The following is a 26,471-nucleotide window of genomic DNA, read 5'->3' on the forward strand; positions in this document are numbered from 1 at the left end:
ATGTGGTGAACATTAAATTTTATTTTTGTACTCGATACTCACGCGATGTGACGAGAGGCAAAATTGAAAAATGTTACGTTGAGTCCAAAATCAAAACTGAGTATGAACTTGGTTTCTTCCTGTCACAACCGCTCGAATGACTCTTCCAGAACTGAGGTTTTCTACCTCAATCTGTTGGCCTTTCGCTCCATCTTCTAAGGCGACACCTTTGGTGCTTGCACTAAATCCATCTTTGCTAGCAATGATGATGATTTCATTGCCTTTCTCAGTCAAAGCGGGGGCACTTAAGTTGGTTGGATCGACGACTTGTCCGGCGCGGAGTCGACGCGTGGTTTCCAAGCCGATGGCGTGTTTAGGATCGGTGTAGAAATCGTCCGAGCGCGAAATGGTTCGAGTTTCCAATTTCAGATGATTGGCTGTCACCACTTCACTGCGACCTACAGTCGTCGCCGCAACCACCACTGGCAGTGTGACCGAAGATTTGATCGTGACATTGATTCGCCATGGAGCAGTGAGATCTTCGCAACTGACGGAACGCTTTAAGTTACCGACTGGCAAAGGTTGGTTATCGCGACCCGTGATCACCAATTTGGCATCGCATTTGGGTAAATGGTTGGCAGAACCTGGCACCCACAAATCGTACTCCAGTTGGTACTCGCCCCACTGGTTGGACTTGGCAACGCGGTCTACTTCTTGTTCAAAATGTTTTGCGACAACGGCCTTTAGCTCCTCCGATGAGAAGGTGGTTTGGTCCGGATTGGCGAAAGTTTGTCCTGCCGAAAGAATTCCTAATAACAGTATCCACTTTGAGGAAATTAGAGTTTTCCCCCTAATTTTTTTGCTTTCCGTAAACCGGAAGTTTGGTTTCCACTCTTGTTTGTAAGTCATTGATAAATATAAATAAAATTTATGGCACGTATCTTGTTTGTATCTTGGCGTATTCGAGCCGACTGTAAGGAAAGATGCATGGCGATCACATTTGAAAATGCTTTAGGTGTACATCCAGAGGCACTCAATTTTCGCGTTCAGCGTACCAAAGTCCTCGCCAGTAACCTAGCAAATGTTGACACCCCTGGGTACTTGGCGAAAGACCTAAGTTTCACCACTGTTATGAACCAGATGTCGACAAACGGTGTGAGTAATTCTGTACCTAAGCTGCAGGTTCAGGCCCAGTATTCGGTGCCGTACCAAAACAGTAAAGATGGCAACACTGTGGAACTTGGTGTTGAACAAGCAAAATTCACCCAAAACAACATGGACTTTCAAACCAGCCTGACGTTTCTGAACATGAAATTTAACGGCTTGGCGAAAGCGATTGAGGGACGTTAATTATGTCATTCACTGATATTTATTCGATTACTGGCTCTGCGATGACGGCGCAAACCGTTCGCCTAAACACGGTTGCCAGTAACCTTGCGAACGCGGATGCGGTGTCTGCAAACCCAGATGATGCGTACAAAGCACTTAAACCTGTGTTCGCTACCGTGTATCAAAAAACGCAAATGACGACAGAAAACGGCATTTACCCAAATGCTGAAGTTCGTATTGTCGATGTGGTGCAAAACAAAGGTCAGGCGGAAAAACGCTTTGAGCCAAATAACCCACTCGCTAACGGCGAAGGTTACGTTTACTACCCAGACATCGACGTGGTTGCGGAAATGGCGGACATGATGTCAGCGACTCGCAGCTTCGAAACGAACGTGGAAGTGTTGGCAAATGTGAAAAGCATGCAGCAAGGCTTGCTTCGTTTAGGGCAGGGTAGCTAATGAGTCTTGCACAGTACACGGCATTATCGTCGGACGCTCCGGTTAAAGCGGCAGCAAAAGAAAACAGTGGCATTGCGCCAAACCCAACGGATAAGAACAGCGCGTCTTCACTTCAAAATGAGTTCATCTCTTTGATGGTGGCGCAAATTCAAAACCAAGATCCGTTAAACCCGTTAGATGGCACAGAGTACGTCGGTCAGTTGGCGCAGTTCTCTCAAGTTCAAAGTACCGAGAACATGTCTAAGGTCATGCAAAACAGCATGGTGCTACTCGACAACATGCAAGTGCTATCGACCGCCGGTTTGGTTGGTCAAACGGTTTACGTGAATTCAAAAGAATTCGAACTGGGTGATGGTGCGCAAAACGGCAAAATCGAACTGAGTCACGGTTCAAACCAAGTGACTTTAGTTGTGAAGGATCAGTTCGGTCAGAAGACGAACGTACCACTTGGCGCTCACGGCGCTGGTGACGTTGAGTTCTCAATCAATCCAGAAGAGCTTGGCTTAAAGCCGGGCAAATACACGGTATCTGTAGAAGTTCAAGAAGGCCAAGCGAGCCCGAATGTTCTACTGGCTGGCACTGTTGAACAGGTTCGTATTCCGAGTTCAGGTGGCGCAGCATTGGTCAATGTTAATGGCGTTGGCAACGTTCCTTTCTATCAAATCACTCAGTTTGGTGCTTAACCAAATAAGCAAATCAGAGGTCTTTTATGAGTTTTAACATCGCACTTAGTGGTCTGGACGCGACCAACACAGAGCTAAACACGATCAGCCACAACATTGCCAACGCTTCAACGTATGGTTTTAAAGGTGCGCGCACAGAGTTCGCAGCGGTATACAACGGCATGCAACCTGGCGGCGTAGAAGTTGCGTCTATTTCGCAAAACTTCGATAAAAACGGTTCAATCACGGGTACTGGTCGTTCAATGGACTTGGCGATCAACGGCAGCGGCTTCTTTGTGACAAAAGATCACATGGGTCAAACGCTTTACACTCGTTCTGGCGTATTTGGTACGGATAAGAGCAACTTTGTAACAGCGAACAATGGCGCGAAGTTGCAAGGTTACAGCGTAGATAGCAACAACAACTTGATGACGGGTTCTGTAGGTAACATCCAAGTATCAACATCGTCACTCAACGCGAAAGCGACAGATAAGCTTGATTTTGTTGCGAACTTCGATGCAAGTGCAAAAGCGATTGATAAAGCGGTAACGCCGTTCGATCCAGCGGATCCAACCTCGTTCAACTCTTCTTACACGACACAGGTGTACGATTCACTTGGCAACTCTCACACCGTGACGCAGTACTTCACTAAAACGGCAGACAACGCATGGGAAGTGAACGTGCAAGTCGACGGTGGTAAAACTCCTGTTTCAACCATTCCAGTGACGTTTAATAAAGACGGTACGTTAGCGGCACCAACAGGCTCTTTCAATGTGGCATTCCCAGCTGCGGGCGCAAACGCAATGAGCGTTGATATCAACCTAAAAGGCAGCACGCAATTTGGTGCCGCGTTTGGCGTGAGCACAAACAGCCCGAACGGTTACACATCTGGTGAGCTTGCAGGCGTGCGTGTAGAAGACAACGGCATGGTTTACGCAACTTACACTAACGGTCAATCACAGCTTCAAGGCCAAGTGGTTCTGGCTGATTTTGCTAATACGCAAGGTCTAGCAAAAGTGAGCGGCACTGCGTGGACACAAAGCTTTAGCTCTGGTGCGCCGATCATGGGCGTTCCGGGTTCTGGCACGCTGGGTAACTTGACTCCAGGTGCATTAGAGGGCTCAAACGTCGACCTAACCAGTGAGCTTGTGGCACTGATGACAGCACAACGTAACTACCAAGCGAACGCAAAAACGATTTCGACCAGCGACAAGCTCACTCAAGCCTTGTTCAACGCGGTGTAATAGGAGTTCTGCATGGATAGCTTGTTATTTACAGCAACCTCCGGTGCAAGCCGAGTTCTTAAAGCGCAACACGTTCGTTCGAATAACTTGTCAAACGCGGATACCGCAGGTTTCCGTGCGGATATGGAACGTGTTCGTAGCGTGGAGTTACAAGGCCCGGGCTTTGATGGCCGAACCATGGTGGTCACAAACTCTGCATCAACGCGTTTTGATTCTGGCGACGTTGTGAAAACAGGTCGTGCGCTCGACGTTGCCGTTATGGGTGAAGGTTACCTTGCGGTAGAAACGCCAGCGGGCAACGAGGCTTACACGCGTGCCGGTAACATTCAAATCGATACCTTTGGCGCAATGTCTATCAACGGATTCCCGGTTGTGGGTGAAAACGGTCCGTTGGTGGTGCCTGATTACCAAAAAATCGAAATCAGTGAGCGTGGTCTTGTCTCGGTTATTCCACCGGGCGGCGGTGCAGAAATCGCAGTCGGCACATTGAAACTGGTGAAGCCAGAAATCAATCAGCTGCAAAAAGAGAGCGACAGCTTGCTTCATAGCGTTGACGGTGTGCCATTCGCAGCGGATGAAACCGTGCAATTGGCACCAGAACACATCGAAGGCAGTAACGTATCGGCGATCGATGAGCTGATCGGCGTGATGTCGCTAACGCGTAACTTCGAGATGCAAGTACGCATGATGAAAACTGCAGAAACGTTGGCGCAAGCCGGTAACAAATTAATGGCGGCGAGATAAGTCTCGCCCCAAAAGGAGATAACCAATGCATTCGGCATTATGGGTAAGTAAGACAGGTATGGCAGCGCAGGATACGAAGATGACTGCCATTTCCAACAACTTAGCAAACGTAAACACCGTCGGCTTTAAGCGCGACCGCGTTGTATTTGAAGACTTGTTCTACAGCATTCAGCGTCAACCTGGTGCACAGGTGGATCAGGTAAACGAGCTACCTAGCGGTGTTCAACTGGGTAGTGGTGTGCGCGTTGTCGGCACGCAAAAAGTGTTCACGCAAGGCAACACACAAAACACGACTCAAGACCTAGATCTAGCGGTAATGGGGCAAGGCTTCTTCCAGATTGAAAACTCTGACGGTCAGATTATGTACACGCGTAATGGTCAGTTCCACATCAATTCAGAAGGTTTGATGGTGAACAGTCAAGGTCTACCGCTTGAGCCACAAATTCAAATTCCTGACAACGCGACCTCTTTCTCGGTTGGCGTAGATGGCACAGTGACAACAACAACGGCAGACGATCCAACACCTCAGCAGCTTGGTCAAATCACACTAGCAAAATTCATCAACCCAGCCGGTCTTGAAGCCGTTGGCGGTAACTTGTTCCGCGAGACGGAAGCAAGTGGCCCAGCCGATGAGCTGATTGCCGGCGCAGATGGTGCAGGCAGCATCAAGCAAGGCGCGCTAGAAGGCTCTAACGTGCAAGTTGTGGAAGAAATGGTCGACATGATCACGACTCAACGTGCTTACGAGATGAATGCCAAAGTCGTATCAGCAGCAGATGACATGCTGAAGTTTGTCTCGCAATCGATGTAATGATGAAGTTGGTGATGATGAAGGAAAAAGCAATGAAATGGCTTTCTAAGAGTTGGGCAGTAGCCGTCGTGTTGCTGGTGGGATGTGCCGGACGTCAGGAGTTTATTCCGCCTCAGCCAAATGCTGAGGAGTATGCGCCGCCGAAGTTGGATTACACCTTACCAGACGCTCAATCTGGTAGCCTTTATCGTCACCAATACACGATGACTCTGTTCCAAGATCGTCGTGCGTACCGAGTCGGTGATGTGCTAACCGTGGTGCTTTCTGAAGAGACTTCTTCAAGCAAAAAAGCCGGAACCAAATTTGGTAAGAGCTCAGCGGTGAACTTTGCTGCGCCAACCATCGGCACTAAAAAGTTTGATGAACTTGGTGTGAGCATTGACGGCAGCCGAAATTTCGATGGCAGTGCGTCTAGCTCGCAAGGCAACAAGCTCCAAGGTGCTATCACGGTCACGGTGCATGACGTGTTGCCAAATGGCGTATTGCGCATCAGTGGTGAAAAGTGGCTGCGCTTAAATCAAGGTGATGAATTTATCCGTTTGACGGGCATTGTTCGCGTCGATGACATCACTCGCAATAACCAAGTTTCTTCTCAACGAATTGCGGATGCTCGCATCACTTACGCTGGTCGCGGCGCGTTGGCAGACAGCAACGCTGCTGGATGGCTGACTCAGTTCTTTAACAGCCCATGGGTACCATTCTAATGAAGCCAATCAATACCTTTTTTTCGTCTTTCCTACTGGCATTGACCTTAGGGCTTCCTGCGACTTCACAGGCTGAAGTGGAAATTCCTATTATGGATTTGGTGGATGTTCGAGGCATCCGCGAAAACCAATTAGTCGGTTACGGTTTGGTGGTTGGTCTTGCCGGCCAAGGTGACCGCAACCAAGTAAAATTTACCTCACAATCCATCACCAACATGTTGCGCCAATTTGGTGTTCAGATTGATGACAGCATGGACCCTAAACTGCGTAACGTAGCATCGGTAAGTGTGACGGCATCGGTAGACCCTATGGCAGGGCCGGGCCAAACCTTAGATGTGGTCGTATCATCCATTGGTGATGCGAAAAGCTTGCGCGGCGGTACGCTGCTTCTTACGCCGCTACGCGGTATCGATGGTGAAGTGTATGCCATCGCACAAGGTAGCGTTGTTGTGGGCGGTTTATCTGCTGAAGGTAAAAGTGGTTCGAAAGTCGAAGTGAATACGCCAACAGCGGGTCGTGTGCCGAATGGTGCAACGTTAGAGCGCGAAATCAAAACAGACTTCAACCAGCGCGATGAAATCACGTTAAACCTGCGCAAACCAAGTTTCACCACTGCAAAAAACATCGCACGTGAAATCAATAATACGTTTGGTCCGAACGTGGCTGTTGCCATCAACAAAGCACGCGTGGATATGCGAGCGCCGAAAGACACGCAACAACGCGTGATCATGATGTCGATGCTGGAAGAGATGAGCGTCGTAGAAGGTCGTAAGCCTGCACGTATCGTCTTCAACTCCCGTACTGGCACTGTGGTGATTGGCAAGAATGTCAAAGTTGGCGAAGCGGCAGTAAGCCACGGCAACTTGACGGTGCGAATTTCAGAATCAGAAAAAGTCAGTCAACCGAATGCGTTTGCTGATGGTGAGACAAAAGTCGTGAATCAAACGGATATTGATGTAAACGAAGAGCTCGCTCAAATGGTGATTTGGCCTCCGGGCACAGAGCTCAATACCATTGTCGATGCGGTCAACAGCTTAGGCGCAACCCCAACCGATTTGATGTCGATTCTTCAGGCACTAAATGAAGCGGGCGCGTTGAATGCTGAACTGGTCGTGATTTAAGGAGTGAACGATGAAACTAGACGGTAGCAGCGATCAAGCTCAATTGAACTCAATGCTTTATCACGACAACAGTGCGTTGGCGAACATCAAGCACAGTCGTGATCAAGAAGGCGCGCTCGAAATGGTGGCGGGTCAATTTGAAGCTATGTTCTTACAATTGGTGCTGCGTCAAATGCGCAGTAGCAGCGACGTGTTAGCGGACAAAGACAGCCCATTTTCAAGCAAGCAACAAGGCGTTTTTCGCGACATGTACGATGGTCAGTTGGCGATGGAGTTGGCGAAAAAGCAAAGCTCTGGCATCGCTAATATGCTGATTCAGCAGCTGAGCCCTTCAATGCGCGAAGTGGCCTTCGATTCGGCGCGCAATGTGTCTTCTGCAAATGACGGTAAACCGGTCGATTCTGAATCGATATCACAGCTTGAACTCGAAGAAATTACCGACCCATTTAACTCAACGGCTCAAGCGGTCGCCTCAGTTAAACAAGTGCTTGGAGAAGCCGGTATGACGACCGCTTTTTCTCAGCCGCTGATCAGGAAAATGGAGCTGTAAATGAACCTAGTTAATATCGCCCTCTCAGGTTTAAACGCAAACCGCGTTGCACTTGACGTGACGGCGCAAAACGTTGCGAACGTCAACACGCCAGGATACAGCCGTCAACAAGCGTTGATGGCGACAGTTGGTGATGGTAAGTCCAACCGCTTAAGTTCTGGTATGGGTGTGGAAGTGACCAGCATCCGCCGTGTAACTGATCAGTTCTTGGTTAAACAAACTTGGTCTACCAATAGTTTGGCGGCTTACGCGGCTGGTTACACCAGCAACATGAGCCAACTAGAAAACACCTTGGGTGCAGACGGATTTAGTATCTCTGCTGGCTTAGATTCGCTTAACGCCGCGCTTAACGACGCGACAGTGAAGCCAGAATCGATGCCTTACCGCCAGCAAATCATCAATGAATCAGAAGCGTTGGCTCGACGCTTCAACACACTAACTCAGTCTTTGCACAACCAACATAAAGACATGAATGATCAGCGCACTGCTGCGCTGACTCATGCAAACAGTCTGATGTCGAACATCGCTCACGTGAACAAGCAAATCGTTGAAATGCAAGGTACAGGCGGTAACCCTGCTCAATTGATGGACACGCGTGAAAAGCTGATCGGTGAGCTGTCACAAGTGATCGAAGTGAAAACAACCGATCAACCGGATGGCAGCATGCAGGTGACGTTGGTTTCTGGTCAGCCGTTAGTCATGGGCTCGGACTTTGGTCAACTGTCTGCGATTCCTGATCCAAGCGATCCGTATCTTGCAGATCTGCACGTGAATTTTGCTAATCAAAGCTTCGCTATTGGCGATTCGGTCGGGGGTAAGTTGGGTGCCATCAACGATTACCAAACCGACGTTCTAAAGCCAAACCAAGTAGCGCTTGATGACATGGCAAAAGCTCTGGCAGATGAGTACAACGCGGTACTTGCTACAGGTACAGACTTGAAAGGCAATGCTGGCAAACCACTGTTTAACTACGACCCTGATAACCCAGCGGCAAGTTTAACCATCACAGATTTGAGCGCGGAAGAATTGGCGTTTTCAAGCGATGGTACGCCGGGTAACGCGAATGTTCTTAAATCTTTGATTGATTTGAGTAACAAACCGGTTGCGGTAACGGGCTACGGCTCAGTGAGCTTAAACGATGCCTTTACCTCAATGGTTGGCCAAACGGCGATCAAGGCGCGTCAGGCTGATGCGGATTACCAAGCAAAACTGGCAATGAGCAAGCAAGCGCATACCGCTCGCGACAACGTAAGTGCAGTGAACAGCGATGAAGAAGCCGCGAACTTGATGACGTTTGCTAACGCGCACAATGCCAACATGAAAGTGATCAGTACGGCGAACCAGCTGTTCGACTCTGTATTGCAGTTATTCTAGAGGAAACCCAGATGCGAATCAGTGATAACCAATTCAGCCAAATGATGCTGCAAAGCCTGCAGAGCAACAGCGCAGGCCTTGGGAAAGTACTTCAACAAATGTCGACACGTGAGCGACTAACTAAGCTGTCTGACGATCCAATGGCGTCTATCAAGCTGCTTAACTTGGAACGCGAAAACAGCGCGATTGCTCAATACCAAAGCAACATCGCAAACCTGAAAACAACGCTTTCAAGCCAAGAGACGCACCTAGACTCAGTGAGCGAAAGTTTGAAAAGCATGCGTGACATTGTTCTTTGGGGCGCGAACGGTTCGTTAACGGATCAAGACCGTAGCGGCATGATCACCGAACTGAAAAGCTACCGTGACTCCATCGAATCGTCTTTCAATGCGCAAGATGAAGAAGGCCACTTTCTGTTCTCGGGCACAAAAACCGATACCGCGGCTCTCAATAAATCAAGTGGCGCTTATGTGGTCGAAGGCAACGGCGATGTTCGTGTGGTGACGGTGGCGAAAGGCGTGACCATGGATTCGAACATGACCGCACAAGAGATCCTAGATATTGGTGGCGGCAAGAACGTTCTTAATCAAATCGACGCTTTGATTGCAGAATTTGAGAAGCCGAGTCCGAATTTTCAAGCCGAAGTGGACGCTAGCCTAAACGCCATCGATGATACGATGGCAAACGTACTAGGCGCGATGACGGAAATCGGTGGTCGCCATAACAACCTAGATTTGATGGATGGCGCACACAGCGAAAACAAGTTGTTTGTCGACAAAGTCTCTGGTGACTTATCTGCATTGGACTACGGTGAAGCTTCGGTACGTTTAAGCAACTACATGGCTGCTCTGCAAGCTACGCAGGCGAGCTACGTGAAGATCAACGATCTTTCATTGTTTGACCGTATTTAAGGTTAGGAAGTTCTTTTATGGTAATGAGTACAGTAGAGGTTAGAGCCCATAGCATACGCTTGGGTGGCCAAGAACAAGCCTCTATCATGCCAACCCGCTCTGCGGATTCAAGCAGTACGATCAAACCGCGTCCAATTCAAGTTCAGGCTGACACCGCGTCAGCCTATTCTGTTTCAGGCATTCAACTGACTCAGGGACAGCAACAAGCAACAGCAGTACAAATTGCTTCAAAATCACTGCAAACCATTGGTAAAGAGCTAACGCACATTAAACGTGGGTTAACTCAAGCCGTTACGCAAGGCACACAAAATGTGCCGGGGTTGCAAGATACGTTTGTGCGCTCTAAAGCGAACATTCAACGTGTTGTGGAACAAGCGCGTTTTGATGGCCAGAAGGTGATTGATAACGAGCTGCATCTCAAGTTGGATAAAGCCGATATTCGTCGCTTCTCTATCCCAGGTTTGAATGTGCATCGTCTCAGTGACCGAGCGGAACAAATTCGTTTGGATTTCCCTCAGGGCCAAGCGGTGATGATTCAGTTTGACGGTCAATCGGACGGCGCACGCACGGTGAAAATGCTCGACCGCAGTTTAATTGCAATGGGCATGCGCGCATCATTGGCTGAAGACGGCACCATTTTGTTTGAAGCGCGGGATAACGCTTATCAACAAATGCAGCAGAAGGTTTTGGTCACGGGCGAAGGGCATCGCTTCCCAGCTGGCCAGCCAAATGTGCTGAACTTGAAATCTGAGCCGGACGGCATTGCAGAGCTGAGTTTTGATTTAGGCTCTCGTGATGGCATCAAACAGACCATCTCGAAAGTCAATCAGCACTTAAGACAAGTGCAAACCAGCTTAGAAGAAGCGAAAGCTTTTCATGGCGAGTTGAACACGCAGATGCGCTCAATCCAAAGCAAAAGTCATCAACTTTCGGTAGATGAAGTGAACGCAAAACTGGATGGTTTTATGGAGACGTCTGGTCAGTTTACCTCGACGTTCCAAGCGTTAAATGCGCAAGCGAATGTTCGCCGTCATACGGTGGTTGCATTGTTGAAATAACGCCGTTTCAAAGAACACTCCAATGATTCCCGGCTTTACATTTTTGCTGCCCCCCAATAACGGCGAAAATGCATTGTCGGGAATCTCTCTTTTCCGCTTATCTTTTTGTGTTGAAGAACGTCGACTATGGCTCAGAGGTCTGAGTGACTGAGCGATGCAGTTTTTGAAATAGCCATCCCAAAGCAATAAGTGATGCCCCCAAGCCTAAGAAGCTGATGGCGCGCCAGAACCCGTCCAAAGAGCTTACATCCCACAAGAAGACTTTCAACGCCACAAAGGCCAATATAATTAAGCCGATGCGTTGCATCATCATCGCTTTGTGAATGACGCCACGCCAAGTTAAAGCGCCACCAACCATTAATCCTGCCACTGAGTAGCTAAACAACTCCGCCATACTGGTCGGTTGAAACAGCGTCATTGACGTGGTTTGCCAGAACTGTCGAATCGACATCCCTAGCCAAATGGCCGCTAATGCAAAGCCAAGACATGCGACCGCTAATCGGTGTACACGCAGCGTATTCCAGCGTCTAACGACCGCAGCAATGAGAATGCACGCTGGCAGAAGCCAACCTAAACTCAGCATGTTGAACACAGGCATGGCTTGTGCCGATACGTTGTTGGTGATGAGTGGCGATTCAACGCTGTTCAGCCATACCGTCAATAGCGCGAATACGCCCCACAATAAGTAGCTGTAGGCTTGATAAACAAGGGTGAGCTGCTGAGCAAATTGGCTGCGATAACTGTAAACCAAGCCCATAACCAGAGCTTGGTTGGCAAAGACCACGGCACTTGTGAAATCGATGTGCCCCAAATAGCCGTATTGTCCCGTTAACCAGTAGTTGGTTTGGGTGAACAACGCCATTAAGAACACATGCAAAAACGCCCCTTCAAACCAGTTGGTCAGGTCGGAATCTTGTTTCGCTAGCACGCTTCGGGCATAGGCTAAGATAGCCAATGACGGCACGTAACTAAGAATGACCCAAGCCCAATGCCCACTTTCAACCGGCTGCCATTGTGGAATAAATGGCAGCAACGTGAGACGAACCACCAAAATACCCATCACGATTTTGACCGCCCAACTTGCTGGGCGAAAGAACCCGGCTTGGATTTGCAGTGCCATCACCGCGACTTGTATCGAAATGGCAGTGGTGAGCCAAGTGTCGCTTAACCAAACGAAAGCGACGCCAGAAATCAGAGCGTGAACGACCGCTGAACATTCAAGTGCAAGAGAGCGAAGGCGCTGGCTAAGGAACGCATAATAGGCCGCGATGAGCGCGCAGAACAACGTCCAGTACAGGGCGTAACCGTGCATGAATTCGTCAGCATAAAACAACGTGACCAAACCCATCGTTGGTGCTAGCACCAACAAAAGCACGTTGCTGATTTGCGAACGGTCACTCAAAGATTGGCAATAGGTTCTAAAGCCAATCAGCGCAATACTCACCGCCAATGCGAATAGGATGCTGGCTTCTCGCTCTAACATATACAGCGCATCAAACGCGATGGTGAGAACAATCAGCGCGGTTGCCGAGACGAGTATGGATGGCAAAAATACACGTAATGACCAGCCTGTGCGAAGTGCCGGTAGCCAAATGATCGCCACAAGCAGCGTATAACAGTACGCCATTTGTAGAGTGTTCAGTTCCGGCATTCTGGTGATAGCAGAAAAGGTCAATAACGCTACTGCAAGAGAGGTCGCGGTTGGTTGATTTGTCCACTTGCTTTGATAGTGGCGAAAACGAGGATTGAGCATCCAACCCATTCTCGGAACCGCGGAAATGAGATACAAAGTGATGGAGAGATAAATCGCGAGCCACGAGAACAGCAGTTCAGTTGGAATACTCTCAATCAACAGCAGCATCCAAATGACATGCGGAACGGCGATGCTTGGCGCAATCCATGCCCGATGCACTTTTTGCATCAATAAGGTCGCCGCGAACGAAATCGCGCAGATGTATCCGGCTAACAAAAAGTAGTTCGGTTCATTACCTCCAATCCAAAGTGGAGCTGTGTAGCCACCGATTAAACCGAGCACCGCCATTAACGGCCCTTGTCGCAATGACAACGCTAAACTGCAAAATGCCGCCGCAGCCAAGATGATCAACGAGACACTTGGCGTCAGCATTTGATAAACCACAAAAGCAAAAATGACGGTGCAGTAAATGCCCGTTAGCCCCGTTCCGGTGACAGCAGCAGGCACATAGGTAAAGCCTTGAGCGCGTGCGGCGCGATCCGGGTTGTTTTGCTCTTTTCGATGGAACCACTCGCCAGCGAGTACCATAAGTAACGAGAGTGAAAAGGCAAAAGAAACACGCATAAGTGGCGAAAACTCAATATGGCTACCAATCACTTGTACCAGATAGCCGCCACCGATCAACATGGCTAATGCGCCGACCCAAACTAGCCAGTTCTCTTGGAAGTTAGCAATGAGTTTTTGCGCGTGCTTCTGGATTAGTGGGTCTTCTTGCTGAGTAAACGTCGCCAACTGAACTTGTGTTTGCTGGCTTTGGTTGAGTTCGGTTTGCTCTTGCTCGCTATGGTGCTGCTGAGTTGCAAGGTATGAAGGCTCAAATTCAGGCTCGATGTTGCTTGGAGCGCTTAATGCCGAGTCGCCAGAATCTGAACGCATCGAAGAGGCCGCCCCAAGGCTGGATTCCGATGTGTCAGGCTCTGGTTGGGAGGCTTCGAGTTTCGAATCGCGACGCGTGCTGACGCGAAGAGAGGCAACTTCTTTCTGTAATTTCGACAGCTCTTTTTCCAGCAACGATATCCGACTGGCGGCTTTCAAACCGATCAATATGGCAAAAAAAGCCGTGATCAGTGCAAGTGTCGTAAACAATCCATTTCTCCCTATCCTTGGTCGTTTGTCTCACACGATAGATGATTCTTAACTTTGAGTACGTACACTAAAGCTTAGTTCATGCTCTATGCCTGAGCGTTTTATGATGCTAGGTTCCGCGTGAAATTTTGTACCCACTTTACCTTGCTCTGAGGGGAACTGCGAGAATGACGCAAGTCTTGATGCAGTTTCTGGACGACTTTTCGGCACACATCGCCGCTAAGTCACTGGGTATAAACTATATTCATAATTCTAAGGGTCAACGCATCCTAGCGCTGTGACGCTAAAACAACGATAAAAATAGGTGACGATAGATGCAAGTGGGTAATGAAGCGCTGGTGCTGTCAGCGGTAGGGGTCATTGGTTTGGGCTGTCAGTGGTTAGCTTGGCGGCTGCGCTTGCCAGCCATTTTGTTTTTGCTGTTGGCTGGCCTCATTGTCGGGCCATTTATGCAATGGCTCAAACCCGATGAAATTTTGGGAAATTTGCTCTTTCCGTTGGTCTCATTAGCGGTGGCAGTCATTTTATTTGAAGGCAGTTTGACCTTAAATTTTAAAGAAATTCGTGGCGTGAGTGGGTCGGTATGGAGCATTGTTTCCATCGGGGCGATCATCTCGTGGGCGGCAACCAGTGTTGCGACACACTATTTCCTTGGTTTTACTTGGGAGCTCGCAATGTTGTTCGGCAGCTTAACCGTCGTCACGGGGCCGACAGTTATCGTGCCGCTGCTTCGGACGGTAAGGCCTAACAGTACACTTGCCAATATTTTGCGCTGGGAAGGGATCTTAATCGACCCTCTTGGTGCGCTGTTTGTGGTGATGGTGTATGAGTTTATCGTGTCGCACAGCGCCGTAAACAGCATGGAAGTCTTTGGCACCATCATTGCCGTAGGTGTCATTTTAGGTGTGGTGTCTGGTGCAGCCGTAGCGACGGTATTGCGTCGAGCGTGGTTGCCGGAATACTTGCAGCCTTTTGCGGTTTTAATGGTGGTACTGGGCGTATTTTCGGTCTCTAACCACATCGAATCTGAAGCGGGGTTATTAACCGTTACCGTGATGGGTATGTGGCTTGCCAACGCGAAAGACATCAACATTCAGCAAATTCTGCATTTTAAAGAGCACTTGACCATTTTGTTGATCACTGGCTTGTTCATCTTCCTTGCGGCTCGAATCAGCTTGGATGATTTTGCAGCGCTGGGCAGTGGTGCGTTGCTGCTGTTTGTCTTTATGCAGTTGGTGTCGCGCCCGTTATCGATTTTTCTTTCTACGATGCGCAGCAACTTGAACCTTAAAGACAAGCTCTTTTTGTCTTGGGTTGCACCACGCGGTATTGTTGCTGCGTCGATTTCTTCTCTGTTTGCGATTAAGTTGATCGAATACGGAGTCGATGGAGCAAGCTTACTGGTGCCAATGACCTTTATGGTGATCATCGGTACGGTGGTATTACAAAGTGCCACTGCTCGCCCTATGGCGATTGCATTGGGTGTCGCCGAACCTGCGCCGAGAGGCTTCCTACTTATTGGGGCGAACCGAGTCGCACGTGAAATTGGCCAAGCGTTAGCGCGTTATGATCGACGTGTATTGATGACGGACTCAAACTGGGAGTACATCAGCCAAGTTCGTATGATGGGCCTGGATTATTATTACGGTAACCCGATTTCTAGCCATGCGGATGACAACCTGAACATGATTGGCATTGGTCAAGTGGTCGCACTCACGCCAGATCAACACTTCAACATCATGGCTTGTATGCAATTTGTCGATGAGTTCGGCGAAGATAAAGTGCATTGTCTGCAAAAAGTGAAGACGAATGGAAACGGCAGTGAGAAGCACTCTGTTGCTCAGGAGTATCACGGCAAGCTGTTGATGGGGGGCAATGTTAGTTACACCCAGCTAGCGAGCCTGTTAAGCCGAGGCGCGGAAATCAAGCACACTAAACTGAGTGAGAACTTCACTTACCAAGATTATTTGGAACATCACAAAACCAATTTGGTGATCCCGCTGTTTAATGTCGAAGACAAAGGCAAAATCCAATTCTGTGATGATCCGGATCAGTTTGCGCCAAGTACGACAAGTACCATTGTGTCGCTAATTCTGCCTGAAAGCGCACAATAGAACGCAAAACATCTATTTCACCGCCTTTAAGTTGGCATCCTATCCGTTTGTTATCCAAGCTTAGGGAGTAACTCGCCGTTATCGTTTTAAACGAGAGGGTGGGTTTCTCTTCCTATAATTTCAGAGTAAATAACGATTCATTGCTGGTTTCGGAAATGCAATGCGCCTATTTCAGAAAATTCGCATTGACGTTACTGATAAGGATGGCAATACTGCGCGACTGTTTTACTTTAGGGTGACATTATGGCTCCACAAACTAACCGAAAAGACTTACATTTAGACGCTGTTTTACATCATGACATGAGCATGAAAAAGAAAACGGCGGGTTTTGAGTCTGTCGAGTTTGAACATTGTGCGCTGCCAGAATGTGACTTCAACACTATCGATTTATCGACTGAGTTTCTTGGCCATCGATTGGCGCTGCCGTTTTTGATCAGCTCCATGACGGGGGGAGCGAGAGACGCCGAAACGATCAACTGCCGCTTAGCTGAAGCCGCAAGCGAGTTAGGTATCGCGATGGGTGTGGGCTCTCAGCGGATCAGCTTAGAAGAAAGCCAGCACTCTGGCTTGGGTAAAACCATCCGTGAACTCGCGAAAGGTGTGCCGCTGTACTCAAACTTAGGAGCTGCTCAACTGCGTGACAAAGGCAAATTGGATAACGCGCAACGTGCGGTTGAGGCGATTCAAGCAGATGCCTTGTTTGTGCACGTTAATCCGATGCAAGAAGCGTTTCAGAAAAACGGCGATCACAATTGGATTGGTGTATTGCACGCTATTGAGCAACTAAAGCCACGCGTTAACGTTCCTATCATCATCAAAGAAGTGGGCTTTGGTATTAGCGGTGACGTGGCGCAGCGACTGGTTGATGCGGGCGTGGATGCAATTGACGTCGCGGGCGCTGGTGGCACAAGTTGGAGTGCTGTTGAAGGGTATTGCCAAGACAACCCTCACATGCAGCGCGCAGCAGAGCTTTTCCGTGATTGGGGTATCCCGACGGCTACGTGCTTGGCTCAAATACGTGCGCAGCATCCTAAATTGCCTTTGATCGCCTCTGGTGGTATCCACAATGGACTTGAGGCGGCGAAAGCGATTCATTTAGGCGCGAACCTCGTAGGTCAAGCTGGTGCAGTATTAAAAGCTGCGACCATCAGCACGCAGTTGGTGGTCGATCATTTTGAACAAATGGCGTTAGAGCTGCGTTTGGCCTGCTTTGGCACTGGATCGGCGAAGGTGAACGCGTTAACTAAAGCACGTCGTCTGTAAGACCAGATATGGTGTGATTATCACAGCGTCGCTCAATAAATTTTCGGTGTCTTAACACGTAGACTGATAATTTCGTTATAGTTGATACAAAAGTCACTTTGATGAACAACGCTTGTCGAAGTGATGGGTATTTAATTGTTTGCAACTGGAACCTGAATTTATGAAAAAACTAGTCATGCTGATGTTAGCTGTGTCTGCTTTAACTGCTTGTAGCGATGAAGTGGGCACCGAAGGCTGGTGTAACGACATGCGCGATAAGCCAAAAACAGAATGGACAGCAGACAATGCCGTCGATTTTGCAAAGCACTGTGTTCTTCAAGATGGTGTTGGCAGCGAGCAATGGTGTGAGAGCTTGAAAGACAAGCCAAAAGGTGACTGGACAGCAAACGAAGCAACCAGCTTTACTAAGCATTGCATTTTCTAAGCACTGAACTTGCTTAACACGATGTCTCTTATGAAGAGCGATGGCGTGGTTAAACAAAATATTAAGAAAACACCAAGCATCTTGCTTGGTGTTTTTGTATCCGAAAAGCCCGTTTTACATTTTCGTTTCATTTTTGAAAACCTGCGTTACCCGTCTTTAATTTGTCGTCTTGTGGTGGCATGGTGACGAGACCATCACCAACCTCACGTAGGTTCATAATAAAAAAGGGACTCAAATGGAAGTACTCAAAGGCTCATGTCTGTGTGGCAAGGTAAAACTCGAAGTGGCGGATGAATTCAAATACATGGGCAACTGCCATTGCTCTGAATGTCGAAAATTTACTGGCTCTGACTATTCATCGGCGGGCGGCATTGCTCTAGATAAGTTGCTCATTATTCAAGGGAAAGAGGATATTCAAACTTATCAGAAAAGTGAAAATACCGAGCTATGTTTTTGTCGCCATTGCGGCTCAAGTTTGTATTCGAAAAAGAATAACGGAATCGTCAATATTCGCTTAGGTGTATTGGATGATGCCCCATCTCACAAACCAAGCTTTCATATTTTCGTGGCGTCAAAAGCGCCGTGGTTAGAAATAACCGACAACCTGACCCAGTTTGAGGCAGGGCCAAAACTTTAGAGAAAATCCGTTGTTATCGCGGGGCGAATATCAACGCCTCGCGGATTAAAATTCCACTGCACACGAGCACATTTTCTGAACTATCCAGACTTCTACTTCGCTTGTCATGTTCATTCTCAAAATGACAAAAAACACCCTTGTCATCATAACTCTTTGTTAGATAAATAATTTAAATTAGGCACCATAATTGCTCCTTCTTGCATATGACCAACGTCCGGTTAAAGAAGGGGAACATTATGAGAACAGGGAAACTAATCGCGCTTTCTGGCTGCTGCTTATCATTTTCAGCCAGTGCGCTTATGACCAGCGACTTTACCTTTGAATCTGGTAGTGACAGTTCAAATTATTCAGCTAAAGGTAAACCCGTTAATACCTATTCGGTCGCAGAAACCTTGCCGCAAGATGTGCTTAGTAACGTTTACTCCATGTTGCCAGAGGGCACACTCGTCAACAGCGCCTTTATTGCGCCAGAACGTTATTCCAGCATTGATATCGATGAAGAGTTGAATGGCGCGGAGTTCGCAACCGCAAAAGTCACTTTTTTGAATGAAGGGGCTGGGTATCGAAATACGCTCGGTTATTTTGTTTTTGATACCAATAACCCGCCGACCAATAAAGATGAAATCGCAGCGCATGTGATCATTTTCCCTAATACATCGAAAGCGCCAGATGGCGAGATGGAAGAAGGTGACACTATCGACCTGAATGTGCAGCTCACTGCTGGTCAAACGCTCGCGTTCTTCATTATTCCGAATGGTTGGGGCTGGTCTGGCTCATACAATAACATTGCCAGCCTTGGCAGTTGGGGCACGCCATTTTACAGCTATTCCAATCTAAACCCAGAGTCGACTTCAGAAAATCGTCGTCATAACGTGGCTTTTATCGATACGCAAAACGAGTTCTTAGTGCTAGGTTTTGAAGATATTTATCGCCCTGATGGCGACAATGATTTCAATGACTTGCTGTTTACTGTCGAAGTGAGCCCATTCACCGCCATTGATGGCGTCAACACTGATGGTTCGACGGACTCGAAATACGAGCCATTGGTGCAAGAAAACAACCCAGAAGTGACGGTGACTTCGGTTTATCCAAGCTCAGACACGTACGCGACGATGGCGTTTGAAGATCGCTGGCCGCTAATGGGCGACTACGATTTCAACGATGTGGTGTGGCGTTATCGCGTTACCGAACTGCTAAATGGTCAGCGTGAAATCAAAAACATTACATTCGATTACACCTTACAGGCGATGGGAGCTGGGTTCTCCAACGGTTTTGCGGTTCATCTACCAAATGTTAACCCTGCCAATATTGCGTCGACCGTGTTGACTCGAAATGGCGAACCCGTCACTCATCAAGTGGTGCAATCTGGCGGTGAGGCGGTGCTTGTGATCTCAGAAAACTTGCGCAAAGACTTAGAAGCATTGGGTGAGTTAGACAGCAATTGTACTTTTTATCGCACTCAAACCGCGTGTGTGAGTCAGCAAACGTCAGATGTTCTGAATTATCAGCTCACCGTTGAGCTATCGACGCCTGTTTCACGTGAGCAAGTTGGCTATCCGCCTTACGACTCATTCATCTTTGCTTCGAAAGACTCGTATCACGGTGATTTTACTGCCACACCTCCGGGTATGAGTTGGCAAACGCACTTCAAGTCCTTTGCGGGAACCAGTGAGATGAATAACTCTTTTTTCAACCTGCATGATGATAACTCCGGCGGTGCTGAGTCATTCTTGACGAACAACAACATGCCGTGGGCGATCAACATTCGTGACGAGTGGGATCATCCGATTGAAAACGTCGACATCAGTAAAGCGTATCCCGATTTCCCAACTTGGGTAACCAGCAGTGGCGAGTCAGAAACAACGTGGTACCAAGCCTCAACCGCTAACAAAGTAATTCCTGCAACTCAGCAGTAAGGAGCCTGACATGAAACATTCTACAACACTGCTTATGACGACGTTGATTTCGGCATTAACCGTAGCTTGTGGAGGCGGCGGTGGAGGTGGTGGCTCAACTACGCCTCCGGCACCAACACCGACGCCATCGGTTCAGGTTCTCGACAATACGGCTGACATCGTGGCGGAACGAGACTTCTCATTCGATATTGGTGAAAAAATTACCTTGTCTGTGAATTATACCGGTTCGACCGAGGGGGCGTTGCACTTGTATTCGAAAGCGGCGTATACCACCGTAAATGGCGATGTGATTGCCGACCCGACATCTCGTATCACGACGTTGTATCCAAACATGGCGGGTGACGTAGAGCTCGAAGTGAATGGCAACTGGACACATCTTTATGCGCAATGGGTGCCGATGAGTGCGCAAGAGTCTGAGCAAAATTGGTCGATTGCGCTATACAATTCCAATAACAACTACCACATTGATTTTTAGAGCCGGACTTTGCGAATAATGGGGAGCGTGTGCTTAAAAGGAGTTGAGCAACGTACATAAAACTAGGGGGAGTCGTAGAGCGCGTTGTCGCTAATCAGCAACGCGCTCTGTTTTTCTAGATGAAAAAACGGGTCATGTAGTAACAAAACGAGGGATTATTGGGCGTTTTGCAACTCTTCCAGGCCGCCTGCATTGTGCAGATTTGTGAACCCTTGCGATTGCAAATATTGATAGGCTTGGCCCGAGCGGTTACCACTGCGACAATACAGCACAATCAATTGATCTTTTTTGACGTCTTTAAAATGTTTATCAAGCTCAGATAGAGGGAAATTCACCGCATTGTCTAAATGCCCCTCAGAGAACTCTTGCGGAGTGCGCACATCGACGATCATTGCGCCTTGTTCTATCAGTAGCCATCCTTGTTCCGCGCGTTCAGAAGCCGCTACGTTAGGAGCGAGCAACCCTAAGCTCAGCGTTGCAAGAAACAGAGAAATTGCCTTTTTCATTCTTTCGTCATCCTTATCAAACTATGTGTGCTACTGCGTAAAATAGCCTCCATCATAGACTCATTATGACGGATGGTGAATGAGAATTTTTGATAGAGAACTTTATTTAGTTCGATAAAAAATTTTTATTGAATTTCCCCCTTGAACTCCAATTTTTCGACCTTATTATTTTCATCGAAAACGAGCAGACGACTCGTTAATCCATCTTTATGTTCAAACTATGTCTTTTATTTTTGGTTCTAAGTAGGAGGCACTTCAAATGAAAATTCGTCCTTTAAATGACAAGCTAATTGTTGAAAGACAAGAGGTGGAAAATAAATCTGAAGGGGGAATCGTTTTAACTTCTCAGTCGGTGAAAAAATCAAACCGCGGGAAAGTCATTGCTGTTGGTTTAGGTAAACGCCTTGAAAATGGTGAACGCGCAGCGATGGAAGTCAAAGTGGGCGACCAAATCATTTTCAATGACGGTTACGGCGTGAAAACCGAGAAAATTGACGGCGCAGAATACTTGATTCTGTCCGAATCTGATGTGTTAGCAATCGTTGAGTAATTATTTTTGTAGTAGTTTTTTGAGGAGATAATTATGGCTGCAAAAGACGTATTATTTGCTAATGACGCACGTCAAAAAATGCTGAAAGGTGTGAACTTACTGGCGGATGCAGTAAAAGTGACACTAGGCCCTAAAGGCCGCAACGTTGTGCTTGATAAATCTTACGGCGCGCCAACGATCACTAAAGATGGTGTGTCTGTAGCGAAAGAAATCGAACTGAAAGACAAGTTCGAAAACATGGGCGCACAAATGGTGAAACAAGTGGCGTCCAAAGCGAATGATGAAGCGGGTGACGGTACAACGACGGCTACCGTACTGGCGCAATCTTTCATCAATGAAGGTCTTAAAGCGGTAGCCTCTGGCATGAACCCAATGGACCTAAAACGTGGTATCGACAAAGCCACTGAAGCGGCGGTTGAGAAACTACGTGAAATGTCTAAGCCATGCAGCGACAAAGAATCCATCACCCAAGTGGGTAGCATTTCTGCAAACAGCGATCGCGCGATTGGTGAAATCATTGCAGAAGCGATGGAAAAAGTGGGTCGCAATGGCGTGATTACGGTGGAAGAAGGCCAAGGTCTAGACAACGAATTGTCTGTGGTTGAAGGTATGCAATTCGACCGCGGTTACTTGTCGCCATACTTCATCACTAACCAAGAAAATGGCAGCGTAGAGCTAGACAACCCTTACATCCTATTGGTGGACAAAAAAGTCAGCAGCATCCGCGAGCTATTGCCAGTGCTAGAAGAAGTGGCGAAATCTTCTCGCTCGCTATTGATCATTGCTGAAGACATCGAAGGTGAAGCGCTAGCGACATTGGTTGTGAACAACATGCGTGGCATCGTGCGTGCGACGGCGGTGAAAGCACCTGGTTTTGGTGACAACCGTAAAGCGATGATGGAAGACATTGCGGTACTAACCGCAGGTACGGTCATCTCTGAAGAAATCGGCCTAGAGCTTGAAAAAGCAACGCTAGAGCAACTAGGTAGCGCGAAGAAAGTGACCATCACCAAAGACACAACAACCATCGTGGGTGGCGCAGCAGAAGCAAGCGCGATTGCTGATCGTGTGGCTTCGATTGAAAAACAAATCGAAACAACCACCTCTCAATACGATAAAGACAAGCTTCAACAACGTGTTGCGAAGCTTTCTGGCGGCGTAGCGGTGATCAAGATCGGCGCTGCAACCGAAGTTGAGATGAAAGAGAAGAAAGACCGCGTGGATGATGCGCTACACGCTACTCGCGCAGCGGTTGAAGAAGGTATTGTTGCTGGTGGTGGTGTTGCTCTAACTAAGATCGCGAAAGAATTGGCGGATTTAAAAGGCGACAACGATGACCAAAACGTGGGTATCCGAGTTGCGCTACGTGCTATGGAAGAGCCTCTTCGTCAAATCGCAACCAACGCAGGTGACGAAGCTTCAGTTGTGGCGAATGCTGTCAAAGCGGGTGATGCCGATTACGGTTACAACGCTGCGAAAGGTGAATACGGCAACATGATCGAAATGGGTATCTTGGACCCTGCGAAAGTAACACGCTCAGCGCTTCAATTCGCAGCGTCTGTTGCTGGCTTGATGATCACCACTGAAGCGATGATCACCAACCACGTTGAAGACAAAGAACTTGATATCTAACGTTATCAATCGTTAGTGATTAAGTAAGCGTTAAAACAACAATAACATTGCAAAACCTAAGCGGGCTCGCTTGAGCCCGCGAATCAGTCATTTGAGGTAAGTGTTATGACCCGTTTGCCTGCGTTTTCTTTCTCAATATCTGAGCCGGGCGGTAATGAAGCTTCGTCAACGTGGCCGACTGCTATTCACTTCCCCCTCGTTCCAGCTGGGCCAGAGTTTTCGATCGAAAATGCTCTGCCTAAACGTCCGACAGTGACGATATTCACTATCGATCTGTCTCAGTTACTTAAAGGGGACGCTCGGGTCATTCATTAACTGCATCGAAACAGCCAACGTAAGTTGGCTGTTTTTTTTCATTTCTGGGTGTAGGTCAAACTATTGATAATGTGAATCGTTTTCGTCACGTTGATGCAGTGTATTCAATATGTTAGCTTGGTTTGGGACTGTTCCCAAGTAAGGTAATAAAATAATGAATAAGAAAATACTGCTTCCCCTAATGTTAGGGATTTCCGCTACTGCTGCTGCTTCTGATAACAAGGTTGTAGAAAGTGTCTTGATTGATAACATCGCGCTAGAAGGTTACGTGAAGAAAAGTTATGAAGTCGTGATGCAAAGCGAGCCTGAGCTTTTCCCGTACGAGTTTCGTGGTAGCCGCGTGCAGATGAAGTTACTGGTTGAGTTATTCCATAACTCAAAGAACGACAAAAAAGCGGCTCGCGTGATCACTCTAGGGAATGGTTATGTACCAGGTAAGCCGGGTGTAAAACACACTTTTGATGCAGCGATTGTTGACCGTTTTACTCAAAACTACCCAGTTGCGTTCGATTACAGCATCTATCAAGCTGGTGGCACGCCTGTATTTAGTGAGGATTACTCACCGCAAAACGAAGCCAATGATGTTTCGGTATCGACAACCACGGTTGCACCGTCTATCGGCTTAACCGCGACTGCAACACCGGGCTCGGCACCAAGTTTTTCTGGCTCGTTGACGACCGATCTCGGTGTGGCTTATACGTCTCGTTACTCGAGTAAGGATTACGTCACCGCAGCCAAACCAAAGGCTTCCATGGAACGCGGTATGGGCGTTAAGTGGACCACCTCTCTTAGCCAGATTTACACCAACGACTACCAGTACTACGGTAAATGGGCGGGTGTTTACCACTACACAGGTTGTTCAAACGAAAACCTATTACCAGAAGAGAACTTGCCGCGTCTGATCTACGGCTTCAAACCGAAATTCCAGTACGTGTTCACACCAGAATTTGAGCGCGGAGAAGAGCCCAAAACGGAGATGATTGCACGAGCGGGCATGAAAGAAGTTGACGAAGGTTTCTCTCGCAATGCGTGTAACTGGTACGATCAAGGCACAACGAGCCACTACACTGAGGCGCAAATTCGCTTCACGATTGATTGGGATAAGCTCACCGTTATCACTCAATAAACGTTTCACTTATCAGACCTAAGGTTTGTGGATTGTAATGCGGCTCCAGTAGCCGCATTTTTTGTGTTCAAACTCTGACCGCAAACGTATTAAGCCTTTAAGCCCAGCATCGCGCCGAAAATGACCAAACCCGCCCCACATGCTTGATTGAGTCGATGCTTAATCTTCAACAAGAAGGCTTGTAATTGGGGGGACGTGAATAAAACTGCAACGATAGAAAACCAAATACCGTGCAGCGCAATCATATAAATCCCGTAAAACAAGGCGATATGTTGCTGACTAGAATCGGGAGAAATCACTTGGCTAAAAATACTCAGAAAAAACAGCATCGTCTTAGGATTGAGTATATTACACAGAAATCCCTGCAGGAAAAATCGCCACATTGAATACTCGCTCTGTTGAATGGTTTCTGAGTTTGGCGCAGGCTGCGAGAAGAATATTCCTTTAATCCCAAGGTAGACAAGATAAGCAGCCCCAAGATAGCGCACGAGATTAAATAACCATTCATTTTGTGAAATTAAGTAACTGATCCCCAGCATGGAGTAAGCGATGTGGATGCTTATCGCCATACTGATACCAATCGCACTGTACACGCCAGCTTCTCGTCCTTGATTTAAGCTATTTCTTAATACCAAAACAAAGTCTGCACCAGGGCTAATAACAATAAGTACCCCCAATAGCGCAAGAGTTACAAATTCCATATCGGTTTCCTGTTTGAATGATGAAGTCTGTGATGTAGCGGAATTGTAGGCGTCTTTGTTACTGACTATAATCGAAAAATATTCCCATATTGGTGAGAAAAACTCACAGATGCGTCACCTAAAATCTTTCTATGTCTTCCACGTTGCGGCGAGCTCTTCAAGCTACACTGAAGCGGCTGACAAACTGAACATCACCCACGGAGCCGTGAGTAAGCAGATCAAGCAACTTGAGCAATATCTGTCGCAACCTTTGTTTTTGAAAGAGGGCAGGAAAGCCGTGTTGACGGCAGAAGGTGAATTACTCAAGACATACACAAAAACGGCATTCCAAACGCTAGAAACAGGCGTGAATACACTCATTCAAGAAAAGCATCAGCATCTTGAAGTGTCTTGTGAACCGACATTAACCATGCGTTGGTTGATGCCAAGGCTTGCTGCGTTTAATGATGAACACCGTGCTGATGTTCGTTTGTCGACGGCTGGAGGCCCGGTAACATTAGGATCGACAGGGCTTTCGATGGCGATTCGTCGAGACGATTTTGCTCAGCAGCACGATTACAACAAAACTATTCTTGTGGAAGAGTGGGTGGGGCCAGTATTTTCTCCTGAGTATTGGCAATCCATTCAAGACGATTTGGATGCAGTTCGATTGTTGAATAGCCAAACTAGACCGCATGCTTGGGCGGATTGGCAGCAATCAACACGTTGTGAAACCTTCAACGGCAACACTCAGCAATCATTTGCGCATTTTTATTTTTGCATACAAGCCGCGGTGGATGGCTTAGGCGCGGCGATGGGATCGTATCCTTTTGTTATGGACGATATTAAGCGCGGTAATTTGGTCGCGCCATTTGGTTTTGTGCTATCAGGTTGCAATTATGTTTTATTGAGCCAAGATAAAAAGCGTACAGAACTCGAACATAAATTCATCACGTGGTTACAAACGCAAATGGTAGAGTGTGTACCACTACCATCGCAGCAAAATACGCAAGGCGAATAGAAGGCGTAGAGCGTGATTACGTCAGTCA

At 47.7% G+C, this 26,471-nt stretch carries 27 protein-coding genes; 23 read left to right on the forward strand and 4 right to left on the reverse strand.

What is annotated here, in order from left to right:
• Positions 1–90 precede the first annotated feature (90 nt).
• Positions 91–888, reverse strand: coding sequence for a flagellar basal body P-ring formation chaperone FlgA (gene flgA, locus ACF8CV_RS00995; protein WP_138937838.1), 798 nt, complete (start codon positions 886–888; stop codon positions 91–93).
• Between the two features lie 78 nt (positions 889–966).
• Between flgA and flgB the strand changes: the two genes are divergently transcribed.
• The 12 genes from flgB to ACF8CV_RS01055 are packed head-to-tail and all read left to right on the forward strand — an operon-like array spanning position 967 to position 10,945.
• On the forward strand, positions 967–1,329 hold the full coding sequence (gene flgB, locus ACF8CV_RS01000) for a flagellar basal body rod protein FlgB (RefSeq protein ID WP_005463947.1): 363 nt from the start codon (positions 967–969) through the stop codon (positions 1,327–1,329).
• Positions 1,330–1,331: 2 nt separating this feature from the next.
• Positions 1,332–1,766 (forward strand): flagellar basal body rod protein FlgC, encoded by a 435-nt coding sequence (gene flgC, locus ACF8CV_RS01005; RefSeq protein WP_005464013.1) that lies wholly within the window; start codon positions 1,332–1,334, stop codon positions 1,764–1,766.
• Positions 1,766–2,449: a flagellar hook assembly protein FlgD gene (flgD, locus tag ACF8CV_RS01010; RefSeq protein ID WP_005463939.1), complete on the forward strand. Its 684-nt coding sequence runs from the start codon at positions 1,766–1,768 to the stop codon at positions 2,447–2,449. Before flgC ends, flgD begins: the two co-directional genes overlap by 1 nt.
• A gap of 26 nt (positions 2,450–2,475) precedes the next feature.
• Entirely contained in the window at positions 2,476–3,672 is a 1,197-nt protein-coding gene (flgE, locus tag ACF8CV_RS01015; RefSeq protein ID WP_005463978.1) for a flagellar hook protein FlgE, read from the forward strand.
• 12 nt (positions 3,673–3,684) lie between these two features.
• The gene (locus ACF8CV_RS01020) at positions 3,685–4,416 is read left to right on the forward strand and encodes a flagellar basal body rod protein FlgF (protein WP_005464045.1); all 732 of its coding nucleotides are present in this window, start codon (positions 3,685–3,687) and stop codon (positions 4,414–4,416) included.
• 25 nt (positions 4,417–4,441) lie between these two features.
• Positions 4,442–5,227, forward strand: a complete 786-nt coding sequence (gene flgG, locus ACF8CV_RS01025; RefSeq protein WP_005481471.1) for a flagellar basal-body rod protein FlgG — start codon at positions 4,442–4,444, stop codon at positions 5,225–5,227.
• A gap of 32 nt (positions 5,228–5,259) precedes the next feature.
• A complete protein-coding gene (gene flgH / locus ACF8CV_RS01030; protein WP_011106240.1) occupies positions 5,260–5,931 on the forward strand; it encodes a flagellar basal body L-ring protein FlgH in 672 nt (223 codons plus the stop codon).
• Positions 5,931–7,052 (forward strand): flagellar basal body P-ring protein FlgI, encoded by a 1,122-nt coding sequence (locus ACF8CV_RS01035; RefSeq protein WP_005463987.1) that lies wholly within the window; start codon positions 5,931–5,933, stop codon positions 7,050–7,052. The genes flgH and ACF8CV_RS01035 overlap by 1 nt, the downstream gene beginning before the upstream one ends.
• A 10-nt stretch (positions 7,053–7,062) precedes the next feature.
• Complete coding sequence (locus tag ACF8CV_RS01040; protein WP_005463927.1) at positions 7,063–7,602, forward strand: rod-binding protein; 540 nt, start codon at positions 7,063–7,065, stop codon at positions 7,600–7,602.
• Positions 7,603–8,976, forward strand: a complete 1,374-nt coding sequence (flgK, locus tag ACF8CV_RS01045; RefSeq protein WP_138937837.1) for a flagellar hook-associated protein FlgK — start codon at positions 7,603–7,605, stop codon at positions 8,974–8,976.
• Positions 8,977–8,987: 11 nt separating this feature from the next.
• Positions 8,988–9,887 carry a flagellar hook-associated protein FlgL gene (gene flgL, locus ACF8CV_RS01050; RefSeq protein WP_138937836.1) on the forward strand — a complete coding sequence of 300 codons (900 nt, stop codon included), beginning with the start codon at positions 8,988–8,990 and terminating at the stop codon, positions 9,885–9,887.
• Positions 9,888–9,904: 17 nt separating this feature from the next.
• Positions 9,905–10,945: a flagellin gene (locus tag ACF8CV_RS01055; RefSeq protein WP_138937835.1), complete on the forward strand. Its 1,041-nt coding sequence runs from the start codon at positions 9,905–9,907 to the stop codon at positions 10,943–10,945.
• Between the two features lie 124 nt (positions 10,946–11,069).
• On the opposite strand, the gene ACF8CV_RS01060 is transcribed toward ACF8CV_RS01055, so the two are convergent.
• Entirely contained in the window at positions 11,070–13,784 is a 2,715-nt protein-coding gene (locus tag ACF8CV_RS01060) for a DUF2339 domain-containing protein (RefSeq protein WP_138937834.1), read from the reverse strand.
• Positions 13,785–14,098: 314 nt separating this feature from the next.
• Between ACF8CV_RS01060 and ACF8CV_RS01065 the strand changes: the two genes are divergently transcribed.
• The 6 genes from ACF8CV_RS01065 to ACF8CV_RS01090 all read left to right on the forward strand — a co-directional run bounded on the left by ACF8CV_RS01065 (position 14,099) and on the right by ACF8CV_RS01090 (position 20,613).
• Positions 14,099–15,898, forward strand: coding sequence for a sodium:proton antiporter (locus ACF8CV_RS01065; RefSeq protein WP_138937833.1), 1,800 nt, complete (start codon positions 14,099–14,101; stop codon positions 15,896–15,898).
• Positions 15,899–16,141: 243 nt separating this feature from the next.
• Positions 16,142–17,161, forward strand: a complete 1,020-nt coding sequence (gene fni / locus ACF8CV_RS01070; protein ID WP_005481444.1) for a type 2 isopentenyl-diphosphate Delta-isomerase — start codon at positions 16,142–16,144, stop codon at positions 17,159–17,161.
• Between the two features lie 160 nt (positions 17,162–17,321).
• Positions 17,322–17,585 carry a DUF3012 domain-containing protein gene (locus ACF8CV_RS01075; protein ID WP_005481466.1) on the forward strand — a complete coding sequence of 88 codons (264 nt, stop codon included), beginning with the start codon at positions 17,322–17,324 and terminating at the stop codon, positions 17,583–17,585.
• Between the two features lie 235 nt (positions 17,586–17,820).
• Positions 17,821–18,222 (forward strand): GFA family protein, encoded by a 402-nt coding sequence (locus ACF8CV_RS01080; protein WP_005464047.1) that lies wholly within the window; start codon positions 17,821–17,823, stop codon positions 18,220–18,222.
• Positions 18,223–18,458: 236 nt separating this feature from the next.
• Positions 18,459–20,138: an LruC domain-containing protein gene (locus ACF8CV_RS01085; protein ID WP_025508549.1), complete on the forward strand. Its 1,680-nt coding sequence runs from the start codon at positions 18,459–18,461 to the stop codon at positions 20,136–20,138.
• A 10-nt stretch (positions 20,139–20,148) separates the two neighbouring features.
• The gene (locus ACF8CV_RS01090) at positions 20,149–20,613 is read left to right on the forward strand and encodes a hypothetical protein (RefSeq protein ID WP_138937832.1); all 465 of its coding nucleotides are present in this window, start codon (positions 20,149–20,151) and stop codon (positions 20,611–20,613) included.
• 155 nt (positions 20,614–20,768) lie between these two features.
• Here ACF8CV_RS01090 and ACF8CV_RS01095 read toward each other — a convergent pair whose 3' ends face one another.
• Complete coding sequence (locus ACF8CV_RS01095) at positions 20,769–21,119, reverse strand: rhodanese-like domain-containing protein (RefSeq protein WP_005463885.1); 351 nt, start codon at positions 21,117–21,119, stop codon at positions 20,769–20,771.
• Between the two features lie 259 nt (positions 21,120–21,378).
• Between ACF8CV_RS01095 and ACF8CV_RS01100 the strand changes: the two genes are divergently transcribed.
• The 4 genes from ACF8CV_RS01100 to ACF8CV_RS01115 all read left to right on the forward strand — a co-directional run bounded on the left by ACF8CV_RS01100 (position 21,379) and on the right by ACF8CV_RS01115 (position 24,742).
• Positions 21,379–21,669, forward strand: coding sequence for a co-chaperone GroES (locus ACF8CV_RS01100; protein ID WP_005373989.1), 291 nt, complete (start codon positions 21,379–21,381; stop codon positions 21,667–21,669).
• 33 nt (positions 21,670–21,702) lie between these two features.
• Entirely contained in the window at positions 21,703–23,301 is a 1,599-nt protein-coding gene (gene groL, locus ACF8CV_RS01105) for a chaperonin GroEL (protein ID WP_025442509.1), read from the forward strand.
• A 105-nt stretch (positions 23,302–23,406) separates the two neighbouring features.
• Positions 23,407–23,616 (forward strand): hypothetical protein, encoded by a 210-nt coding sequence (locus ACF8CV_RS01110; protein WP_005464025.1) that lies wholly within the window; start codon positions 23,407–23,409, stop codon positions 23,614–23,616.
• A gap of 154 nt (positions 23,617–23,770) precedes the next feature.
• On the forward strand, positions 23,771–24,742 hold the full coding sequence (locus ACF8CV_RS01115) for a leukocidin family pore-forming toxin (protein ID WP_005463923.1): 972 nt from the start codon (positions 23,771–23,773) through the stop codon (positions 24,740–24,742).
• Between the two features lie 89 nt (positions 24,743–24,831).
• Here the strand turns inward: ACF8CV_RS01115 and ACF8CV_RS01120 are convergent, their stop codons facing one another.
• Positions 24,832–25,443, reverse strand: coding sequence for a LysE family translocator (locus tag ACF8CV_RS01120; protein WP_138937831.1), 612 nt, complete (start codon positions 25,441–25,443; stop codon positions 24,832–24,834).
• A 109-nt stretch (positions 25,444–25,552) separates the two neighbouring features.
• Between ACF8CV_RS01120 and ACF8CV_RS01125 the strand changes: the two genes are divergently transcribed.
• On the forward strand, positions 25,553–26,443 hold the full coding sequence (locus ACF8CV_RS01125; protein WP_025571758.1) for a LysR family transcriptional regulator: 891 nt from the start codon (positions 25,553–25,555) through the stop codon (positions 26,441–26,443).
• Positions 26,444–26,471 lie beyond the last annotated feature (28 nt).

The organism is Vibrio sp. zbq_1, assembly GCF_043102935.1.
Lineage (GTDB): Bacteria > Pseudomonadota > Gammaproteobacteria > Enterobacterales > Vibrionaceae > Vibrio > Vibrio parahaemolyticus.

What these genes read in the sequence shown, in the direction of transcription:
- flgA (WP_138937838.1), bottom strand. Translation starts at nt 888, where the DNA reads ATGACTTACAAACAAGAGTGGAAACCAAACTTCCGGTTTACGGAAAGC.
- flgB (WP_005463947.1), top strand. Translation starts at nt 967, where the DNA reads ATGGCGATCACATTTGAAAATGCTTTAGGTGTACATCCAGAGGCACTC.
- flgC (WP_005464013.1), top strand. Translation starts at nt 1,332, where the DNA reads ATGTCATTCACTGATATTTATTCGATTACTGGCTCTGCGATGACGGCG.
- flgD (WP_005463939.1), top strand. Translation starts at nt 1,766, where the DNA reads ATGAGTCTTGCACAGTACACGGCATTATCGTCGGACGCTCCGGTTAAA.
- flgE (WP_005463978.1), top strand. Translation starts at nt 2,476, where the DNA reads ATGAGTTTTAACATCGCACTTAGTGGTCTGGACGCGACCAACACAGAG.
- ACF8CV_RS01020 (WP_005464045.1), top strand. Translation starts at nt 3,685, where the DNA reads ATGGATAGCTTGTTATTTACAGCAACCTCCGGTGCAAGCCGAGTTCTT.
- flgG (WP_005481471.1), top strand. Translation starts at nt 4,442, where the DNA reads ATGCATTCGGCATTATGGGTAAGTAAGACAGGTATGGCAGCGCAGGAT.
- flgH (WP_011106240.1), top strand. Translation starts at nt 5,260, where the DNA reads ATGAAATGGCTTTCTAAGAGTTGGGCAGTAGCCGTCGTGTTGCTGGTG.
- ACF8CV_RS01035 (WP_005463987.1), top strand. Translation starts at nt 5,931, where the DNA reads ATGAAGCCAATCAATACCTTTTTTTCGTCTTTCCTACTGGCATTGACC.
- ACF8CV_RS01040 (WP_005463927.1), top strand. Translation starts at nt 7,063, where the DNA reads ATGAAACTAGACGGTAGCAGCGATCAAGCTCAATTGAACTCAATGCTT.
- flgK (WP_138937837.1), top strand. Translation starts at nt 7,603, where the DNA reads ATGAACCTAGTTAATATCGCCCTCTCAGGTTTAAACGCAAACCGCGTT.
- flgL (WP_138937836.1), top strand. Translation starts at nt 8,988, where the DNA reads ATGCGAATCAGTGATAACCAATTCAGCCAAATGATGCTGCAAAGCCTG.
- ACF8CV_RS01055 (WP_138937835.1), top strand. Translation starts at nt 9,905, where the DNA reads ATGGTAATGAGTACAGTAGAGGTTAGAGCCCATAGCATACGCTTGGGT.
- ACF8CV_RS01065 (WP_138937833.1), top strand. Translation starts at nt 14,099, where the DNA reads ATGCAAGTGGGTAATGAAGCGCTGGTGCTGTCAGCGGTAGGGGTCATT.
- fni (WP_005481444.1), top strand. Translation starts at nt 16,142, where the DNA reads ATGGCTCCACAAACTAACCGAAAAGACTTACATTTAGACGCTGTTTTA.
- ACF8CV_RS01075 (WP_005481466.1), top strand. Translation starts at nt 17,322, where the DNA reads ATGAAAAAACTAGTCATGCTGATGTTAGCTGTGTCTGCTTTAACTGCT.
- ACF8CV_RS01080 (WP_005464047.1), top strand. Translation starts at nt 17,821, where the DNA reads ATGGAAGTACTCAAAGGCTCATGTCTGTGTGGCAAGGTAAAACTCGAA.
- ACF8CV_RS01085 (WP_025508549.1), top strand. Translation starts at nt 18,459, where the DNA reads ATGAGAACAGGGAAACTAATCGCGCTTTCTGGCTGCTGCTTATCATTT.
- ACF8CV_RS01090 (WP_138937832.1), top strand. Translation starts at nt 20,149, where the DNA reads ATGAAACATTCTACAACACTGCTTATGACGACGTTGATTTCGGCATTA.
- ACF8CV_RS01095 (WP_005463885.1), bottom strand. Translation starts at nt 21,119, where the DNA reads ATGAAAAAGGCAATTTCTCTGTTTCTTGCAACGCTGAGCTTAGGGTTG.
- ACF8CV_RS01100 (WP_005373989.1), top strand. Translation starts at nt 21,379, where the DNA reads ATGAAAATTCGTCCTTTAAATGACAAGCTAATTGTTGAAAGACAAGAG.
- groL (WP_025442509.1), top strand. Translation starts at nt 21,703, where the DNA reads ATGGCTGCAAAAGACGTATTATTTGCTAATGACGCACGTCAAAAAATG.
- ACF8CV_RS01110 (WP_005464025.1), top strand. Translation starts at nt 23,407, where the DNA reads ATGACCCGTTTGCCTGCGTTTTCTTTCTCAATATCTGAGCCGGGCGGT.
- ACF8CV_RS01115 (WP_005463923.1), top strand. Translation starts at nt 23,771, where the DNA reads ATGAATAAGAAAATACTGCTTCCCCTAATGTTAGGGATTTCCGCTACT.
- ACF8CV_RS01120 (WP_138937831.1), bottom strand. Translation starts at nt 25,443, where the DNA reads ATGGAATTTGTAACTCTTGCGCTATTGGGGGTACTTATTGTTATTAGC.
- ACF8CV_RS01125 (WP_025571758.1), top strand. Translation starts at nt 25,553, where the DNA reads ATGCGTCACCTAAAATCTTTCTATGTCTTCCACGTTGCGGCGAGCTCT.